This window comes from Actinomyces radicidentis, from assembly GCF_001553565.1.
GTDB classification, from domain to species: Bacteria; Actinomycetota; Actinomycetes; order Actinomycetales; family Actinomycetaceae; genus Actinomyces; species Actinomyces radicidentis.
In genome coordinates this window covers 1,720,292-1,738,382 of record NZ_CP014228.1, presented here as the reverse complement: position 1 = coordinate 1,738,382, position 18,091 = coordinate 1,720,292, and the positions used below count along the sequence as shown (strand labels likewise).

18 protein-coding genes are annotated in these 18,091 nt (G+C 74.2%); 3 read left to right on the top strand and 15 right to left on the bottom strand.

Annotation, left to right across the window (positions count from 1 at the left end):
* Positions 1-66: 66 nt before the first annotated feature.
* Both alr and AXF14_RS07370 read right to left on the bottom strand, forming a co-directional pair.
* Positions 67-1,311 carry an alanine racemase gene (gene alr, locus AXF14_RS07375; RefSeq protein WP_067944180.1) on the bottom strand — a complete coding sequence of 415 codons (1,245 nt, stop codon included), beginning with the start codon at positions 1,309-1,311 and terminating at the stop codon, positions 67-69.
* A gap of 256 nt (positions 1,312-1,567) precedes the next feature.
* Entirely contained in the window at positions 1,568-3,292 is a 1,725-nt protein-coding gene (locus tag AXF14_RS07370; RefSeq protein ID WP_236755344.1) for an NAD(P)H-hydrate epimerase, read from the bottom strand.
* 102 nt (positions 3,293-3,394) lie between these two features.
* Between AXF14_RS07370 and acpS the strand changes: the two genes are divergently transcribed.
* Positions 3,395-3,781 (top strand): holo-ACP synthase, encoded by a 387-nt coding sequence (gene acpS / locus AXF14_RS07365; protein ID WP_084355439.1) that lies wholly within the window; start codon positions 3,395-3,397, stop codon positions 3,779-3,781.
* 130 nt (positions 3,782-3,911) lie between these two features.
* On the opposite strand, the gene glmS is transcribed toward acpS, so the two are convergent.
* On the bottom strand, positions 3,912-5,816 hold the full coding sequence (gene glmS / locus AXF14_RS07360; protein WP_067942100.1) for a glutamine--fructose-6-phosphate transaminase (isomerizing): 1,905 nt from the start codon (positions 5,814-5,816) through the stop codon (positions 3,912-3,914).
* Positions 5,817-5,940: 124 nt separating this feature from the next.
* Here glmS and coaA point away from each other — a divergent pair, with 124 nt between their 5' ends.
* On the top strand, positions 5,941-7,056 hold the full coding sequence (coaA, locus tag AXF14_RS07355; protein ID WP_084355675.1) for a type I pantothenate kinase: 1,116 nt from the start codon (positions 5,941-5,943) through the stop codon (positions 7,054-7,056).
* Between the two features lie 163 nt (positions 7,057-7,219).
* Here the strand turns inward: coaA and glmM are convergent, their stop codons facing one another.
* From glmM to AXF14_RS07335, 4 genes are all read right to left on the bottom strand, one after another.
* Positions 7,220-8,581, bottom strand: a complete 1,362-nt coding sequence (gene glmM, locus AXF14_RS07350) for a phosphoglucosamine mutase (protein WP_067942096.1) — start codon at positions 8,579-8,581, stop codon at positions 7,220-7,222.
* Positions 8,582-8,870: 289 nt separating this feature from the next.
* The gene (gene rpsI, locus AXF14_RS07345; protein WP_067942094.1) at positions 8,871-9,368 is read right to left on the bottom strand and encodes a 30S ribosomal protein S9; all 498 of its coding nucleotides are present in this window, start codon (positions 9,366-9,368) and stop codon (positions 8,871-8,873) included.
* A 43-nt stretch (positions 9,369-9,411) separates the two neighbouring features.
* The gene (rplM, locus tag AXF14_RS07340; protein WP_067942092.1) at positions 9,412-9,855 is read right to left on the bottom strand and encodes a 50S ribosomal protein L13; all 444 of its coding nucleotides are present in this window, start codon (positions 9,853-9,855) and stop codon (positions 9,412-9,414) included.
* A 308-nt stretch (positions 9,856-10,163) separates the two neighbouring features.
* Positions 10,164-11,192, bottom strand: a complete 1,029-nt coding sequence (locus AXF14_RS07335; protein WP_084355438.1) for a tRNA pseudouridine synthase A — start codon at positions 11,190-11,192, stop codon at positions 10,164-10,166.
* Between the two features lie 71 nt (positions 11,193-11,263).
* On the opposite strand from AXF14_RS07335, the gene AXF14_RS07330 reads away from it, so the two are divergent.
* Positions 11,264-12,022: an ROK family protein gene (locus AXF14_RS07330; protein WP_067942090.1), complete on the top strand. Its 759-nt coding sequence runs from the start codon at positions 11,264-11,266 to the stop codon at positions 12,020-12,022.
* Positions 12,023-12,114: 92 nt separating this feature from the next.
* Here AXF14_RS07330 and AXF14_RS07325 read toward each other — a convergent pair whose 3' ends face one another.
* The 8 genes from AXF14_RS07325 to map all read right to left on the bottom strand — a co-directional run bounded on the left by AXF14_RS07325 (position 12,115) and on the right by map (position 17,982).
* Positions 12,115-13,419 carry a hypothetical protein gene (locus tag AXF14_RS07325; protein WP_067942089.1) on the bottom strand — a complete coding sequence of 435 codons (1,305 nt, stop codon included), beginning with the start codon at positions 13,417-13,419 and terminating at the stop codon, positions 12,115-12,117.
* Positions 13,420-13,717: 298 nt separating this feature from the next.
* Entirely contained in the window at positions 13,718-14,224 is a 507-nt protein-coding gene (gene rplQ, locus AXF14_RS07320; RefSeq protein ID WP_067942088.1) for a 50S ribosomal protein L17, read from the bottom strand.
* A 30-nt stretch (positions 14,225-14,254) separates the two neighbouring features.
* Complete coding sequence (locus AXF14_RS07315; RefSeq protein ID WP_067942087.1) at positions 14,255-15,256, bottom strand: DNA-directed RNA polymerase subunit alpha; 1,002 nt, start codon at positions 15,254-15,256, stop codon at positions 14,255-14,257.
* 167 nt (positions 15,257-15,423) lie between these two features.
* Entirely contained in the window at positions 15,424-15,825 is a 402-nt protein-coding gene (rpsK, locus tag AXF14_RS07310) for a 30S ribosomal protein S11 (protein ID WP_067942085.1), read from the bottom strand.
* Between the two features lie 69 nt (positions 15,826-15,894).
* On the bottom strand, positions 15,895-16,269 hold the full coding sequence (rpsM, locus tag AXF14_RS07305) for a 30S ribosomal protein S13 (RefSeq protein WP_067942083.1): 375 nt from the start codon (positions 16,267-16,269) through the stop codon (positions 15,895-15,897).
* A gap of 176 nt (positions 16,270-16,445) precedes the next feature.
* Positions 16,446-16,559: a 50S ribosomal protein L36 gene (gene rpmJ, locus AXF14_RS07300; RefSeq protein WP_005987264.1), complete on the bottom strand. Its 114-nt coding sequence runs from the start codon at positions 16,557-16,559 to the stop codon at positions 16,446-16,448.
* A 35-nt stretch (positions 16,560-16,594) separates the two neighbouring features.
* On the bottom strand, positions 16,595-16,816 hold the full coding sequence (gene infA, locus AXF14_RS07295) for a translation initiation factor IF-1 (protein ID WP_003781847.1): 222 nt from the start codon (positions 16,814-16,816) through the stop codon (positions 16,595-16,597).
* Positions 16,817-17,100: 284 nt separating this feature from the next.
* Positions 17,101-17,982 (bottom strand): type I methionyl aminopeptidase, encoded by an 882-nt coding sequence (map, locus tag AXF14_RS07290; protein WP_084355437.1) that lies wholly within the window; start codon positions 17,980-17,982, stop codon positions 17,101-17,103.
* Between the last annotated feature and the right edge of the window lie 109 nt (positions 17,983-18,091).

Sequence of the window (18,091 nt, the reverse complement as noted above, 5' to 3'; positions counted from 1 at the left end):
GGTGGTGACTGTAGCCGCGCGGGGCCCGGCGACGAAGCCGCGGGCACCGTTCCGCTCGTCGGCGGCTCAGTGGCTCGCGGGGAGCCCGTCGCCGGCGGTGACGCGCGGGACGCGGGCACCGAGACGGGTGACGATCTCGTAGTTGATGGTGCCGCAGACGGCGGCCCAGTCGTCCGCGGTGGGTGTGGCGGGGTCGGCGCCGGGAGCGCCCGGGTCGCCCCACAGGACGGCGACGTCGCCGGGGGCGGCCGGGGCGGGCACGGGCTCTCCCTCGGTGTCGGCGGCGGGCCCGAGGTCGATGACGACCTGGTCCATGCAGACCTTGCCGACGACGGTGGTGCGCAGGCCGCCGACGCTGACGGGGCCGGCGGAGGCGGCGGCGCGGGGCAGGCCGTCGGAGTAGCCGAGCGGCACGAGCCCGAGCCAGCGGTCGGTGGGCGCGGTCCAGGTGCCGCCGTAGGAGACGGCCTGCCCGGCGGGGATCCGCTTGACCTGGACGAGGGGCGCCTCGAGGCGCATGACGGGGCTGAGGCCGAGCTCGGACGAGGTCGCGACGCTCGGGTCCGGGGACAGGCCGTACAGGCCGATGCCGGCGCGGACGAGGTCGAGGCGGGCGTCGGGGTGCCACAGGAGTCCGCCCGTGGCGGCGAGGTGGCGGACGCGCGGGGTGAGGCCGGCGGCGCGCACGGACGCCTCGGCGGCGCGGAAGCGGGCCAGGTGCTCCTCGGTGGAGCCGGAGTCGGGCTCGTCGGCGCGCGAGAGGTGGGACCACAGTCCGACGACGTCGAGGAAGCCCTCCTCCTCGGCTCGGCGGGCGGCGGCGGCCAGGGCCGGCACGTCCTCGGCGACGGCGCCGGCGCGGGACATGCCGGTGTCGGCCTTGAGGTGGACGCGGGCGGGGCGGCCCTCCGCCCGGGCGGCGGCGGCGAGGGCCTCGACCTGGGCGGGGGTGGAGGCGGAGAGGTCGATGCCCGCGGCGAGCGCCTGGCGGAGCGCGGAGCCGGGGGCGGCGGCCTGCTCGGGGGTGAGGAAGGGGACGAGCCAGGCGAGGAGACGTGGGGCGTCGGGCGTGGGCACGGCGTCGAGGCCGGGCTCGGGGCGGGAGGTGCCGCGGGCGTCGAGGAGGGCGCGCAGGTGGAGGGCCTCGGCGACCTGGGCGGTGCCCAGCCAGGTGGCGCCGGCGGCGAGGCAGGTGGTGGCGACGGCCTCGATGCCGTGGCCGTAGGCGTCGGCCTTGACGACGGCGAGCCAGGGGGTGCCGGCGACGTCGGCGAGGACGCGGGCGTTGCGGGCGAGGGCGTCGAGGTCGATGACGGCGCGGGAGGTCGCGGCGGTGGGGGCCCCGGCGAGCGGTCCTGCGGTTCCTCCCCCGACGACCTGGACCTCGGGTGCGGTTCCTTCGCTCGGCTCGGTCCTGTCCGCGGTGCTGTGCTCGCTCACGCGGGCCATTGTGGCACCGGCGCGCACGGGGCGGCGGCGACGGCCGCGCCCGCCCGGGCGGGCCGCGACCCTCCTGTGACGCTTCGCAGCACGCGGGTCGACGGCCGCGTCCGCCCGGGCGGGCCGCTCAGTCGGCGCCGTAGCAGGCCCGGTCGTGGAGGAGCCGCCAGGCGGCCGGGAGCGCCTCGGCGACGTCGAGGGCCGCGACCGGTCCGCCGGCGGGTGCGGCGCCCGTGCGCTCGGAGGCCAGGCGCCCGGCCTCGGCGTGGAGGCGGACCGCCAGGGCCGCGACCGCAGCGGGGTCGAGGGGGCGGAGCCCGTTCTCCTCGTCGGCGCGGGCGGCGGCGAGGAGGGCTCCGAGGGTGCCGGCGAGGACGTCGCCGCTGCCTGCGGTGGCGAGCCACCCGGGTCCGGCGTCCAGGGACAGGAGGGGCGCGTCGGGGGCGGCGCCGTCCGCGTCGGCGGTCCGGGGCCCGTCCCCTGGCTCGTCGCGTGGCGCGCCGGCGGTCCCGTCGGCGTCGGCGGGCCCGCGGCCGGGCCTGGCGACGAGGGTGGGGGTGCCCTTGAGCACGACGGTCGCCCCGGTGAGTGAGGCGAGTGCGCGCGCGGCGGCGCCCGGTGCGGCGTCGACCCCGGCGCGGTTGGTCTCCTCGCCGAGCGCGGTGAGGAGGGAGGCCGCCTCTCCGGCGTGCGGGGTGAGGACGTGGACGGCTGCGCAGCGCCGCCCGTCGCCGAGCAGACCGGGCAGGAGCGGGAGGGCACCGGCGTCGACGACGGCGGGGGCGGGGTCGTCGAGAACGCCCGCGACCGCGTCGCGGAGCTCTGCGGTGCGGGCGGCCTCGGGGGCGTCGGGGTCCTCGGTGGGGGCGGTGCCGGGACCGACGACGAGGCACTGGCTGCGTCCGGCGGCGGGGACGGCCTCGGGCCGTGAGGCCAGGACGAGGTCGACGACCCGGCGCGGCGCGAGGACGCGGGCCATGCCGGCGCCGGCGCGGATGGCGGCGGTCGTGGCGAGGACGGCGGCGCCCGGGTAGCTCTCGGACCCGGCGAGGAGGCCGACGACGCCGCGCGTGTACTTATGGTCGGCGTCGCCGGGGACGCGCAGGCGGGCGCCGAGATCCGCGTCGGCGGGGCGCTCGACGAGCGGTTCCCCGGCGGGCGCGGGCAGACCGAGGTCGACGACGTCGAGGAGGCCGCAGCGCCGCGCGGCGGGCGGGAGGAGGTGGGCGCCGCGCGGACAGGTGAAGGTGACGGTGCGGTCGGCGGCGAGGACGGGCCCGGGAAGGGCGCCGTCGTCGGCGCCGGTGCCCGAGGGGAGGTCGACGGCGAGGACCCGGAAGGGGCGCTCGCCCCGCTCCCCGGCGGCGATGAGCGGTTCCACCAGCGCGGCCGCCGTGGGGCGGAGGGGGCCGGCGGCGCCGATGCCGGTGAGGCCGTCGAGGACGAGGTCGGTGCCGGTCGCGAGCGCCGCGGCGGCGCGCTCCGAGGCGTCCTCCTCCCCCACCGCAGTGGTCTCCACGCGGGCGGTCCGGGCCCGCTCGAGGGCGGTCTCGTGCGGGTGCTCCGTGGCCATGAGGGCGGTGACGCGGCAGCCGCGCGCGGTCAGTCGGGCCCCGGCGAGGAGGGCGTCGCCGCCGTTGTGGCCGCCCCCGACGAGGAGGAGGACTCGGGCTCCCCGGACGGTGCCGCGGGCGAGGCGGAGCTCCTCGGCGGCGGCGAGGGCGAGGGCGTGGGCGGCGGCCTCCATGTAGCGGTCCGTGCCGCGGGTCAGGGGCGCCTCGGCGTCGGCGATGGCGCGGGCCCGGTGGGCGCGGCGGGGCTCGAGTGTGCGCGGTTCGGTCCTGGTGGTCACGGCCCCATCATCGCGCCGACGGCGCAGCTGCGCGCTGCGGGCAGGCGGGGCGCGCTCCGCGAGCGCGGTGGGCCCGGCTACGCCGTCGGGCAGACTGGTACCGTGATCATCGCCGTCGGGACCGACCTCGTGGACGTGGCGCGCCTGGAGGCGCGGCTGCGCCGGGCGCCTGCCCTCGCCTCGCGGCTCCTCACCGCCGAGGAGCTCGCGGTCTGCGCCGGGCGCACCGAGTCGGTGGCGGCGCGCCTCGCCGCCAAGGAGTCGGCGCTCAAGGCGCTCGGGAGCGCGCTGGCGGCTGGCGGCGAGCGGACGCCGCGGGGCTGGTCGTTCCAGGAGATCGAGGTGCGCGGGGGCCGGGGCGCGGCGCCGGTGCTGCGCCTCAGCGGCGTCGCGGCCGCCACCGCCGCCCGGCTGGGCGCGCGCCGGTGGCACCTCGCGCTCGCCCACGACGCCCGGCTCGCGCAGGCCTTCGTCGTCGCCGAGGGCTGATTCCCGCCTCACCGTCCCGTTCCTCGCCGCGAGCGCGCAGGAGCCCCGCACCGCGCCGGCGGTGCGGGGCCCCTGCGCCGTAGGTGCGGGGCCGCCGACTCGGGTCCCCCGAGCCGGCGGCCGCCCGGCCTCACTCGACGGTGACGGACTTGGCCAGGTTGCGCGGCTGGTCGACGTCGAGGCCCTTCGCCTTGGCGAGGGAGGCGGCGAAGAGCTGCAGCGGGACCACCGTGAGGAGCGGCCACATGAGGGTGGGCGTGCGCGGGACGCGGACGACGTCGTCGGCGAAGGGCTCGACGGCGGCGTCGCCCTCCTCGGCGATGACGATGGTGCGGGCGCCGCGGGCGCGGATCTCCTGGATGTTGGAGATGACCTTGTCGTGCAGGACGGGGCGACGCGGCGTGGGGACGATGACGAACACCGGCAGACCGTCCTCGACGAGCGCGATCGGGCCGTGCTTGAGCTCTCCGGCCGCGAAGCCCTCCGCGTGGACGTAGGCGAGCTCCTTGAGCTTGAGCGCGCCCTCGAGGGCCACCGGGTATCCGACGTGCCGGCCGAGGAACAGGAAGGAGTCCTTGTCCGCGAGCTCGGCGCCGAGGGCCTTGACGGACTCCTCCTCGGTGTCGAGGAGGCGCTGGATCTTCTCCGGCATCCTCTCGAGGTTCTCGAGGTAGTCGGCGACCTCGTCGGGCCACTTGTTGCCGCGCAGCTGGGCCAGGTAGAGGCCGAGCAGGTAGCAGGCGGTGATCTGGGCGAGGAAGGCCTTCGTCGAGGCGACGGCGACCTCGGGACCGGCGTGCGTGTACAGGACGGCGTCCGCCTCGCGGGCGATCGTGGAGCCGTAGGTGTTGACGATGGCGAGGACCTTGGAGCCCTGCTCGCGGGCGTGGCGGACCGCCTGGATCGTGTCCATGGTCTCGCCGGACTGGGAGATGGCGACGGTGAGGGTCTTCTCCGAGACGATGGGGTCGCGGTAGCGGAACTCGTGGGCGAGCTCGATCTCGACGGGGACGCGGCACCAGTGCTCGATGGCGTACTTGGCGACGTGTCCGGCGTAGGAGGCGGTGCCGCAGGCGACGACGATGATCTTGTCGACGCTGCGCAGGACGGCGGGGTCGATGCGCATCTCGTCGAGGACGAGCTCGCCCTTCTCGTCGACGCGGCCGCGCAGGGTGTCGGCGACGGCTGTGGGCTGCTCGTGGATCTCCTTGTCCATGAAGGTCTCGTAGCCGCCCTTGACGGCGGCGGAGGCGTCCCAGGAGACCTCCCAGGTGCGGGGCTCGATGACGTCGCCGTCGGCGTCCCAGACGGTGACCTCGTCGGCGCTGATGCGCAGGACCTGGTCGTCGTCGACCTCGGCGGCGCGCTTGGTGAAGGCGACGAAGGCGGCGACGTCGGAGCCGAGGAAGTTCTCGCCCTCGCCCAGGCCGATGACGAGCGGGCTGGAGCGGCGCGCGGCGACGATGACGCCGGGGGCGAGCGGGGTGACGGCGAGGAGGGAGAAGGCGCCCTCGAGGCGCTGGGCGACGGCGCGCATGGACTCGACAAGGAGGTCGGCGACGAGGTCCTGGGTGAGGGCGGTGCCCTCGTTCTCGGCGGCCTCGAGGCGGGAGGCCAGGTCGAGGTCGAGGACGTGGGCGGCGACCTCGGTGTCCGTGTCGGACAGGAGGACGCGCCCGGCCTCCTCGACCTCGGCGCGCAGGGGCCGGAAGTTCTCGATGATGCCGTTGTGGACGACGGCGAGGTTCCCGGCGCGGTGCGGGTGGGCGTTGACGGTGGTCGGGCCGCCGTGGGTGGCCCAGCGCGTGTGGCCGATGCCGGAGACTGCGGGGGCGGGCGGGTTCTCGACGAGGGCCGCGCGCAGGTTGTCGAGCTTGCCGGCGCGCTTGACGACGTCGAGTCCCTCGGGGCCGACGAGGGCCACGCCCGCCGAGTCGTAGCCGCGGTACTCGAGGCGGCCCAGGCCGTCCATGAGGACGGTGAGCGAGCGGTCGGAGGGTGACAGGGGGCCGACGTGGCCGACGATTCCACACATGGGAATGATCGAAGCATGAGAACAGCGCACGCTCAATGATCTTTCGACGCGCGTTGCGCGCACGAGGGTGACGTTTCCCGCCCGGCTGCGCGGAGCTGCGCGGATGCCCTCCTCGTGGCTCGCGATGCGTCAGACTGGTGTGGTGACTTCCGTGCGCCCCGCCCCGGACCGCTCCGCCGTCTCCCCCACCCCGGACCGCCCCAGTGTCTCCCCCAACGCGGACCGCCCCGAAGGCTCCCCCGCGCCCACCCCCTACGTCGAGCTCACCCGCGACCAGTGGCGCTCGCTCGCACGGACCGCGCCCCTGCCGCTGACCCAGGCCGACGTCGAGAAGCTCCGGGGCCTCGGCGACCCCATCGACCTGCCCGAGGTGGACGTCGTCTACCGGCCGCTGACCGCCCTCCTCGAGGACTACATCACCGCGACCCGCGAGCGCGGGCGGCGCACCTCCCGCTTCCTCGGCGTCGACGTCCCGCCGACCCCCTTCATCATCGCCGTGGCCGGGTCCGTCGCCGTCGGGAAGTCGACGACGGCGCGCCTCATCGCCCACCTGCTCTCCCGCTTCCCGGAGACGCCGCGGGTCGACCTCGTGACGACCGACGGCTTCCTCCTGCCCAACGCGGTCCTCGAGGAGCGCGGGCTCACCGCCCGGAAGGGCTTCCCGGAGTCCTACGACCGCCGCGCCCTCCTCGACTTCGTCTCCTCCGTGAAGTCCGGCGCGCCGCGGGTCGAGGCGCCGGTCTACTCCCACAAGGTCTACGACGTCGTCCCCGGCGAGTCGATCACGGTGGAGCGCCCCGACGTCCTCGTCCTCGAGGGGCTCAACGTCCTCCAGCCGGCGCCGCGCGGCCGCCAGGCCCTCGAGGCGGAGCCCGCCGCGGTCTCGGCGCCGTCGGTCTCCGGGGTGCCCGGGGCGCGCGTGAGCTCCTCGGCGCTGGCGGTGAGCGACTTCATCGACTTCTCGATCTACGTCGACGCCGACCCCGAGCACATCCGGCGCTGGTACCTCGACCGCTTCCTCACGCTCAAGCACACGGCCTTCGAGGACCCGGAGTCCTACTTCCAGCGCTACGCGTCGATCCCCGACGACGTCGCGGTGACCGCCGCGAACGAGGTCTGGGAGTCCGTCAACCTCACGAACCTGAGGGAGAACATCGCGCCGACGCGTGGGCGGGCGACCCTCGTGCTCCACAAGGACGAGCACCACCACGTCTCCAAGGTGCTCCTGCGCAAGGCCTGAGCGCCGCGCTGGGCAGGTGGCCCGGTCGGGCGCCTCACCGCCTCCCCGCGAGATCGGGACGTCCTGACCTCGAGATCGGGACATCTGAACCACGAGATCGGGCGGTTCTCCCCGGCTGGGGAGAACCGCCCGATCTCAGAGTCAGGACGTCCCGATCTCGGCGTCAGAGGGCGAGGTTGGCCTGAACGACCTGGGCGAGCTCGCCGGCGACGGCGTCGGCCTCCTCCTGGGTGGCGGCCTCGACCATGACGCGCACGAGCGGCTCGGTGCCCGAGGGGCGCAGGAGGACGCGGCCGGTCTCGCCGAGGCGCTGCTCGGCGGCGGCCACGGCGTCCTGGACGGCCTTGTTGGTGCCTGCGGCGCCCTTGTCGACGCCCTTGACGTTGATGAGGGTCTGCGGCAGGCGCTGGACGATGGAGGCGAGCTCCTTGAGGCTCTTGCCGGTGCGCTTCATGCGGGCGGCGACGCGCAGCGACGTGAGGACGCCGTCCCCGGTGGTGGCGTGGAGCGAGTCGATGACGTGGCCGGACTGCTCACCGCCGAGGGTGTAGCCGCCCTGGAGCATCTTCTCCAGGACGTAGCGGTCTCCGACGCCGGTCTGCACGGTGCGGATGCCGTGCTCCTTCATGGCGAGGATGAGGCCGAGGTTGCTCATGACGGTGACGACGAGGGTGTCGGAGCCGAGGGTCCCGTCCTCCTTCATGCCGACCGCGAGCAGGCCCATGATCTGGTCGCCGTCGACGAGGGTGCCCTCGGCGTCGACGGCGAGGCAGCGGTCGGCGTCGCCGTCGTAGGCCACGCCCATGTCGGCGCCGACGAACTGGACGTACTGCTGGAGCTGCTCGGGGTGGGTGGAGCCGCAGGCGTCGTTGATGTTGAGGCCGTCCGGGGAGGCGTTGATGACGATGACCTCGGCGCCGGCGGCGCGCAGCGCGGCGGGGCCGACGTTGCTGGCGGCGCCGTTGGAGGCGTCGACGACGATCCGCAGCCCCGCGAGGTCGGTGGCGACGGAGTCGACGAGGTGGCCGATGTAGTTCTGGTCCGCGACCGTCTCGCCCTTGATGACGCGGCCGACGCCGTCGCCGGTGGGCAGGTCGGTGACCTTGCCGAGGAGTGAGGCGATCTCGTCCTCGACGGCGTCCTCGAGCTTGTAGCCGCCGCGGGCGAAGAACTTGATGCCGTTGTCCTGGAAGGGGTTGTGGGAGGCGGAGATGACGACGCCGAGGTCGATGTCCTGCGTGGCGGTGAGGTGCGCGATGGCGGGGGTCGGGAGGATCCCGACGCGGGTGACGTCGACGCCGGAGGAGGCCAGGCCGGCGCTGATGGCGTGGTCGAGGAACTCGCCGGAGGCGCGGGTGTCGCGGCCGACGATGGCGCGCGGGCGCCCGGTGCGGGAGCGCTTCGAGGCGGGGGTATCGCGGGTGAGGACCTTGGCGGCGGCCTCGCCGAGCTGGACCGCGAGGGCGGGGGTGAGCAGGTCGTTGGCCAGTCCGCGCACGCCGTCGGTGCCGAAGAGTCGTGCCATGGGTTCCGTTCCTCCTGTGGGTGGGCTGGGGCCATCATCCCACGCGCGGCGGGCGGAGCCTGCGAGACGGCGAGGCAGGGGCTGTGCGCGTGGCGCCGGGGCGCCGAGGGCGGCGGCACCGGCTCGCTCACAACGTCTCCGACGCGCGCCGCCCGGACCGCGTCCGCCGAGCCCGACGGGCCCCGCGCCCGGGAGGCGGGTACGACGGCGCCCCGCCGACGCCGTCGCGAGGACGGGGTGGCGGGGCGTCGTGCGCTGCTGGGGCGGGCCGGGGCTCCCCGGCGCGCGATCAGCGCTTGGAGTACTGCGGGGCGCGGCGGGCCTTGTGGAGACCGGCCTTCTTGCGCTCGACGATGCGGGCGTCGCGGGTGAGGAAGCCGGCCTTCTTGAGGGTCGGGCGGTTGGCCTCACGATCGATCTCGTTGAGGGCGCGGGCGATGCCGAGGCGCAGGGCGCCGGCCTGGCCGGAGATGCCGCCGCCGTCGATGCGGGCGATGACGTCGAAGCGGCCCTCGAGGTCGAGGATGGTGAAGGGGGCGCGCACGAGCTGCTGGTGCAGCTTGTTCGGGAAGTAGTCCTCGAGCGTGCGGCCGTTGAGCGTCCACTGGCCGGTGCCGGGGACGAGGCGGACGCGGGCGACGGCCTCCTTGCGGCGGCCCAGGCCGGCGCCGGGGGCGGTCACGGACTGGCCGCGGCCCTCGACGGAGGCGCCGTCGGTCTCAGTGGTGTAGCTGGAGGGGGCGTTCTCCTCGTCCAGCGCGTCGATGTCGACAGTGGTCTCAGCCACGATATGTCCTTTGCTTGTCGCGGGGTGCCGAGCGCCGGGGCGCTTACTGGGCGACCTGGGTGATCTCGAAAGCCTGCGGGTTCTGCGACGCGTGCGGGTGGTTTCCACCGGCGTAGACCTTGAGCTTCTTCAGCTGGGCGCGGCCGAGCTTGGTGTGCGGCAGCATGCCCTTGACGGCCTTCTCGACAGCGAGCTCGGGGCGGGTGGCCAGGAGCTCGCGGTAGGACGTCGCGGTGAGGCCGCCCGGGTGGTTCGAGTGACGGTAGGCGAACTTCTTGTCGGCCTTGCCGTTGGTGAGGGCGACCTTGTCGGCGTTGATGATGACGACGTAGTCGCCGGCGTCCGCGTTCGGGGCGAACTGGGGCTTGTGCTTCCCACGGAGCAGGGTCGCGGCCTGGGCCGCGAGGCGGCCGAGGACGACGTCGGTGGCGTCGATGACGTACCAGTTCTTCTCGACGTCGCCGGGCTTCGGTGTGTACGTGCGCACGGGCGTTGCCTTCGTTTCTCTTGGCGAGTGGACGCGCCGATCAAGCGTTGAAGCGTCGCTGTTCGGCGTGACCACCATGGTCAGGTGAGTGGTCGGAGCACTGGCGATCCGGGGCGAGTGGGACGGCACCGCGGACGCGCAACCTCGTGCTGCACGACGATTGCCCACCATACCGGCGCCCGAGCGAGAGGGTCAAAGGATGAGGCGCCGCCGACGGGGTGAGTCCCGCCACGCGTCCGCCTCGTCCGGGCGCCCGCGCCGGCGCCCGGTCCCGACCGCCCTGCCCGCCGCAGCCGGCCGGCATCGGGTCAGCAGCCGCAGTCCCCGCCGGGCAGGCTCCGCACGACGCGGGCGCGCTCGGCCTGGACCTCCAGCTCCGCGTCGGGCGGGTAGGAGACCGCCTCGAGCGTGAGCCCGTGGGGCGGGGCGACGGGCGCGGCGCCGTCACGGCTGCGGGCCGCGAGGAGATCGCCCGGCCACGAGGCCGGCCTGCGCCCCTGCCCGACGGCGAGGCCGGCGCCGACGAGCGAGCGGACCATGGAGTGGCAGAAGGCGTCGGCGACGACGGTGAGGGTGACGAGCCCGGCGTCGGGGCCGTCGAGCTCCCGCCGCCAGTCGAGGCGCTTGAGGGTGCGGATGGTGGTGGCGCCCTCCCGCGGCTTGCAGTAGGAGAGGAAGTCGTGCTCGCCGAGGAGCGGGGCGGCGGAGGCCGCCATGGCGTCGACGTCGAGGACGTCGGGGACCCACAGGACCTGGCCGCGGCGGGCGGGGTCGCGCGGCGCCGCGGCCCGCCCCTCCCCCGCGCCGTCGGCGATGCGGTAGACGTAGCGGCGCTCGAGGGCGGAGAAGCGCGCGTCGAAGCCCGGCGGCGCGGTTCGGGCGCCGGCGACGACGAGGTCGGAGGCGCCCCTGGGCACGGTGCCGAGGCCGTGGCTCCCGCTGGAGGCGGCGGCCTCCCGTGCGAGGACGCCTGCGAGGCGCGTGAGGAGGGCGGCCTGCGGCGCACGGTCGGAGCGGCCGGGGAGCCGCTCCCAGGCGGAGCGGCTCACATCGACATGGGCGACCTGGGCGGCGGCGTGGACGCCGGAGTCGGTGCGTCCGGCGACGGTGAGGCGGACGGGTTCGCGCAGGACGGTGGCGAGGGCGTCGGCCAGGACGCCCTCGACGGTCCGCAGGCCCGGCTGGGCGGCCCAGCCTGCGAAGGCGGTGCCGTCGTAGGCGAGGTCGAGGCGTACCCGCAGGTGCTCCCCGTCGGCCCCCTGGCCGCGCTCCGCGGCGTCGCCGGAGACGTCGGGCGCGCCGGCGGTGGGGGCGTCCGGTCCGGTCTGCTCGATCATGGCCCCATTCGACCACGCCTCGGACGCCGCGCCGTCCCGGAGCCCGGCCACGAAGCGGTAGCGTCGTGCGGGTGACCACGACCTCCACGCTCTCCGTCGACTGCGGCGGCGGCGGCATCAAGGCCTCCGTCCTCGACGGGGAGGGCACGATCACCTCCCGCGCCGTCCGCACCCCCACGCCGTACCCGCTGCCGCCGACGAAGCTCGTCGACACGATCGCGGGGCTCGCCGAGCAGCTCCCCGCGGCCGACAGGGTGACCGTGGGCATGCCGGGCATGATCCGCCACGGGGTGGTCGTCGCGACGCCGCACTACATCACGAAGGACGGCCCGCGCTCCCGGGTGCTCCCCGAGCTCGTCGACGAGTGGGCGCACTTCGACATGGGGCGCGCCGTCTCGGACCGCCTGGGCGTGCCCGCGCTCGTCCTCAACGACGCCGAGGTGGCGGGCGCCGGGGTCGTCACCGGGCACGGTCACGAGATGATCGTGACGCTCGGGACCGGGCTCGGGAACGCGGTCTTCGACAACGGGGTCCTCGCCCCGCACGTCGAGGTCTCGCAGGGACCGGTGCGCTGGGGGCTCACCTACGACGACTACATCGGGGAGCACGAGCGGCTGCGGCTCGGGGACGCCCACTGGTCGCGCCGCGTGCGCCGCGTCGTCGAGGCGCTGCGCCCCATGTACATGTGGGACCGGCTCTACCTGGGCGGGGGCAACTCGCGCCGGATCACGCCGGCCCAGCTGGCGCGCATGGGCGACGACGTCGTCGTCGTCCCCAACGAGGCCGGGATGACCGGCGGGGCGCGCTGCTGGGCGATGACGCGGGACTGAGCGCACGCGCACGACGAGGGGCCCGTCACCGGTCGATCCGGTGGCGGGCCCCTCCGAGGTCTCAGGCCCGGGCTCTGGCGCCCGGTGCGGTCTCAGGCGCGGCGGCGGGAGACGGCCAGGGCGGAGACTCCGGCGCCGAGGGCGGCGACGGCGGCGAGGCCGAGGCCCGCGTCAGCACCGGTCCGGGCCAGCGAGCGGCCCGTGGTGGACGTGGTGGACGTGGTGCCCGGGGTCGTCGTGGTGGAGCCGTGGACGGCGGGGGCGGTGGCGCAGCCGGTCGTGCTCGCGGTCGCGGTGGCTGAGGCCGCGAGGCTCTCGCTCGCGGAGGCGGCCGGGGAGGCGCAGACCGACGGGGTGACCGAGGCGGACGGCGTCACGGAGGCGCTCGGGTTGCCGGAGGGAGTCGCGCTCGTCGTAGCGGACGGGGCGCTGGACGGCGTCGGGGACGGCGTGCCGGTGGGCGTATCGCTCGGCGTCGGCGTGGAGACCGGGGCGTTGGCGCCCGAGGCCCAGCCCTCGCCCTGGGCGGTGGCCCTGGCGTCAGCGGTGAGCGTGGCGCCGTTGACGGTCGCGGTGTTCGTGGCGGTGTCGGCGGTCGTCGTCGAGGTGACGGTGACCCGGCAGGCGGTCGTCGTGCTCGGGGCGGTGAAGGAGGCCGTGCCGTCCCCGATGACGGCGGCGGGGCTCGGCGAGTACGCGTCGTCCCAGGAGCCGTCGGTGCAGCTGACGCCGGCGACCGTGGTGCCGGGGTCCGACACGGTGTAGGAGGTGGAGCCGGTGACGTTGATGGCCCACTCGAACTCGCTCGTGCCGTCGGCGAGCTTCTTCTCCAACCAGCCGTACTTCTTGGTCGTGCCGTCGGGGACGTTCGGGGTCACGCCGTCGCAGTTGACGTCGCAGACGCCGTCACCGTCGCCGTCACCGGGGACGACGGTATAGGTCCTGCCGGATGCGGTGAGCGTCGAGCTGGTCCTGCCGACGAGGGCGTTCGTGATCTGGCCGTAGGCGGTGACGCCGCCCTCGAGGGTGTCCCACTTCTCCGCGTTCGCGTTGAGGGTGCACACGAGACCGGAGGAGCCCTCCGCCGCGACGCAGGAGCCGACGGTCTCTCCGTTGCTCTTCTCAGTGAGGGGGAAGGCGACGCCGGCAGGCCAGCGCAGACCCTCCCCGAGGCTGAGGGTGAAGGTCTGGCCCGCCGTCGGGGAGGTGGCGCTCCAGTCCGCGGAGACGGTGACGGTGGACCAGGCGGTCGCGGTCTCGTTCGTGACCTGGACGTTCGACAGGGAGACCGCGTCCGCCGCGGCTGCCGGGGCGGGGGCCGAGGCGACGACCGCGACGGGGGCGATGACGAGCGCGAGGGCCGCGGCCGAGGTGAGGGTGTTCTTGAGAAGCTTCACGGGAGTCTCCATGGGACACGGGGAATGAGAACACCTCGAGGCTAGAAGGGCGCGCGTCCGCGCGGTCCCGCGGTTTCCCGCCGCCGTTCCGCACCCCGCCCGCACCCGGGCCGTGCGCCCGCAACGGGGCGCGAGGCCGGCCTCACGACGACCGGGGACCAGTGAGGACCGCGGAGCCCCGCCGAGACCGTCGCTGCGCACGGAGCAGCGGGGCCCACGTCCTCCGGGGACGGCGGAGCGCCCGCCCTCCCCGAGGGGAGGGCGGGCGCTCCGTGCGGTGCTGGGACCGGCGGCCGGGTCAGGCCTCGGCCTTCTGGGCGTCGGCGCCACCGGCGGGCTCGAAGCCGGCGGCCTCGGCGGTATCCTCGGCTGGAGCCTCCGCCACGGCGGCGTCGGCGGCCTTCTTGGCGGTCTGGACGGAGTCCTTGACGACCTCCTTCTTGGCGACCGGCTCGAGGACGAGGGAGATGACGGCCATGGGGGCGTTGTCGCCCTTGCGCGGCGCGGTCTTCACGATGCGGGTGTAACCGCCGTCGCGACCCTCGAGCTGCGGGGCGAGCTCCTCGAAGAGGCGGTACACGGCCTGCTTGTCCGTGACCTTCTTGAGGACGGTGCGACGGGCGTGGAGGTCGCCGCGCTTGCCCTTGGTGATGAGCTTCTCGACGTAGGGGCGCAGGCGACGGGCGCGGGCCTCCGTGGTCGTGATGGACTCGTGGATGAAGAGCTGCGTGGCCAGGTTGGCCAGCATGTGGCGCTCGTGCTGGGCGGAGCCGCCCAGGCGGGGACCCTTGGTGGGGCGAGGCATTGTTGTCTCCTAGTAGAAAGGCGAGCGGGCTCAGGCCTGCTGCTCGTCGCTGAACGTGGGGTTGGTGTAGTCGTCCTCCGAGACGTAGTCGACCGGGGAGCCCTTGAGGGACAGACCCAGCTCGGCCAGCTTCTCCTTGATCTCGGAGATGGACTTGGCACCGAAGTTGCGGATGTCGAGGAGGTCCGCCTCGCTGCGCGCGACGAGCTCACCGACGGTGTGGATGCCCTCGCGCTTGAGGGCGTTCGAGGAGCGTGCCTGCAGGTCGAGCTCGTCGATCATGAGGGCGAGGTCCTGCTGGAGGGCCTGGTCCATCGGGGACGGACCGACCTCGATGCCCTCGGCCTCGACGTTGAGCTCGCGGGCGAGCCCGAAGAGCTCGACGAGCGTCTTGCCGGCGGAGGCCAGCGCGTCGCGCGGGGTGATGGAGGCCTTCGTCTCGACGTCGACGACGAGGCGGTCGAAGTCCGTGCGCTGCTCGACACGGGTCGCCTCGACGGCGTAGGAGACCTTCTTGACCGGCGAGTAGATCGAGTCCACGGGGATCCGGGAGATCTCCGCGTTCGGGTCCTTGTTCTGGTTGGCGGAGACGTAGCCGCGGCCGCGCTCGACCGTCAGCTCGATCTCGAGCTTGCCCTTCTCGTTGAGAGTGGCGATGACAAGGTCCTCGTTGTGGATCTGGACGCCGGCGGGCGGGGTGATGTCGCCGGCGGTGACGACGCCCGGGCCCGACTTGCGCAGGTACATGACGACCGGCTCGTCGTTCTCCGAGGAGAGGACGATCTCCTTGATGTTGAGGATGATCTGGGCGACATCCTCCTTGACCCCGGCGATGGTGCGGAACTCGTGGGGCACGCCGTCGATGCGGACGCTGGTCACGGCCGCGCCCGGGATGGACGACAGCAGCGTGCGGCGCAGGGAGTTGCCGAGCGTGTAGCCGAAGCCGGGCTCGAGGGGCTCGATGACGAACCGCGAGCGGCGGTCCTCCTCGATGACCTCCTCGGAGAGAGTGGGTCGCTGTGCGATGAGCACTGAAGGTTTCCTTTCGTCGCGACGCCCGCTATATGACGTCGTTCCTCATGGGTGGGCGGCTGGCCGGGAGAGCCTCGGCCTCCGCCCGCGCGGGCCCCGGTGGGGCGGGCGCGATGCGGCCGACGCCGGCGCCTCGCGGTGGCGGGGGCGGCGTCGGCCTCGTGGTCTCAGACGCGGCGACGCTTCGGGGGGCGGCAGCCGTTGTGGGCCTGGGGGGTGACGTCCGTGATGGAGCCGACCTCGAGGCCGGCGGCCTGGAGGGAGCGGATCGCGGTCTCGCGGCCGGAGCCCGGACCCTTGACGAAGACGTCGATCTTCTTCATGCCGTGCTCCTGCGCGCGACGCGCGGCGGCCTCGGCGGCGAGCTGGGCGGCGTACGGCGTGGACTTGCGGGAGCCCTTGAAGCCGACCTGGCCGGAGGAGGCCCAGGCGATGACGGCGCCGGTCGGGTCCGTGAGGGACACGATGGTGTTGTTGAAGGTGGACTTGATGTAGGCGTGACCGTGAGTGACGTTCTTACGGTCCTTGCGGCGCGGCTTGCGCACGGCGGAACGGGACTTGGCAGGCATGTTTCCTTCTTCTGCGATGAGGTCGTCGATCCACGGCGGGCCCTGGGGCCCGGCGTCGTGGACTACTGCTTACTTGGCCTTCTTCTTACCGGCCACGGTGCGCTTGGGACCCTTGCGCGTGCGCGCGTTGGTCTTGGTGCGCTGCCCGTGCACCGGGAGGTGGCGGCGGTGGCGCAGGCCCTGGTAGCAGCCGATCTCGATCTTGCGGCGGATGTCCGCCTGGACCTCGCGGCGGAGGTCGCCCTCGACCTGGTAGCTGGCCTCGATGTGGTTGCGGAGCTTGACGAGGTCGTCCTCGGTCAGGTCCTTGACGCGGGTGTCGGGGTTGACCCCGGTCGCCGCGAGGGTCTCGTCCGCGCGCGTGCGGCCGATCCCGAAGATGTACGTGAGTGCGACCTCGACTCGCTTCTCGCGAGGCAGGTCGACACCGGAAATGCGTGCCACGGTGTGGTTCTCCTGTGTGCTCCCGGAGGTCGTCGCCCACCTCCCCCGCCACCCTTGTTCGGCGGCCCCGGCCTCCAGGAACCGGGGGTTGCGGCCCGCGCTCGGCGGGTCCGCTGGGGTGGGTGCTTGTGGGTGGCCGCTGGGACCTCGTCCTCAGCGACCGGCAGCGGCGGGCCTCAGCCCTGGCGCTGCTTGTGCCGCGGGTTCTCGCAGATGACCATGACACGGCCGTGGCGACGAATCACCTTGCAGTTGTCACAGATCTTCTTGACGCTCGGCTTGACCTTCATGATGTTCCTCCGTCATCCCCTCACGGGGAGGACTGTCACTTGTACCGGTAGACGATGCGGCCGCGGGAGAGGTCGTACGGGCTCAGCTCGACGACCACGCGGTCCTCGGGGAGGATGCGGATGTAGTGCTGCCGCATCTTGCCGGAGATGTGCGCGAGCACGACGTGCCCGTTGCTCAGCTCCACCCGGAACATCGCGTTCGGAAGGGCCTCGACGACCGATCCCTCGACCTCGATGACGCCGTCCTTCTTAGCCATGTTCCTCCATCGGTGCTTTCTCGCTCGAGTGGTCCCGGCGACGACGTCGCCGGACGGCGCGTGCGGTCCCGGTCCGGCGCCCGTGCGAACGGGGCCGGGCGCTCCGGACCGTCGGGCGCACCGACTGCCAACAATACGGCAGGCGCGCCGCCGCGTTCCATGCGAGAACGGCCACTCCCCCGGTGCTCCTGGACACACCGCGGAGCGGGGACGCGGCGGGGCGGGAGGGCGCTCCCCCGGCCGGCACCGCTGCGGGCCGCCCGTATCCGGGCCGGGCCGGCGCGTCAGACGAGGGGACGGGGCTCGATGCCGTGGGGCGCCAGCCCCTCGAAACCGCCGTCCGGCGCCGTGAGGACCCAGACCCCGCCGGGGACGATGGCGACGGTGTGCTCCCACTGGGCGGCGCGGGAGCCGTCCTCGGTGACGACGGTCCAGCCGTCGTCGAGCTCGCGCACCTCGGGCCCGCCGGCCGTGAGCATCGGCTCGATGGCGATGACCATGCCGGTGCGCAGTCGCGGTCCGCGGCGCTTGACCGAGTAGTTGAGGACGTCGGGGTCCATGTGCATGGCGGTGCCGATGCCGTGCCCGACGTAGTCCTCGAGGATCCCGAGCGGGACGCCCTCGCGCAGGGAGGCTTCCGCGACGACCCGCTCGACGGAGTCCCCGACGACGTTGAGGCGCTCGTCGCGGCCCCGGGCCTCCCCCGCGGCGGCGCGGGCGACGGCGGCGATCGCGGCCCACAGGGCCTCGCGGGTCGTGGTGTCGAGGACGCGGTCGGCCTCGCTGGCGTAGCGGCCGCCGACGACGGTGGTGAAGGCGGCGTCGCCGTGCCACTGGGTGCCGTCGTCGTCGGTGACGTAGGCGCCGCAGTCGAAGGTGACGAGGTCACCGGCCTCGAGGACGCGCTCGCCCGGGATGCCGTGGACGACCTCGTCGTTGACCGAGACGCAGACCGTGGCCGGGTAGCCCTCGTAGCCCAGGAAGTTGGACCGGGCCCCGCCGCGCTCGATGGCCGCGGCGGAGACGGCGTCGAGCTCGGCGGTCGTCGTGCCGGGGCGGACCGCCTCGCGCAGGGCGGCGTGGATGTCGGCGACGACGAGTCCGGCCTCGCGCATGCGCAGGACCTGGTCCCTGGTCTTGATCTGGATGTGCTCCCGTGACAGCACGGTCTCCTCCTCGTTCGGTGCTCTCTCGCGTTGGGTGCGCAGCGGTGGGGAGGGGACCCGGTCGGGCGCCGGGGTCGGCGTCGGGACGCCGGGCTGCTGTGCGGGTGCC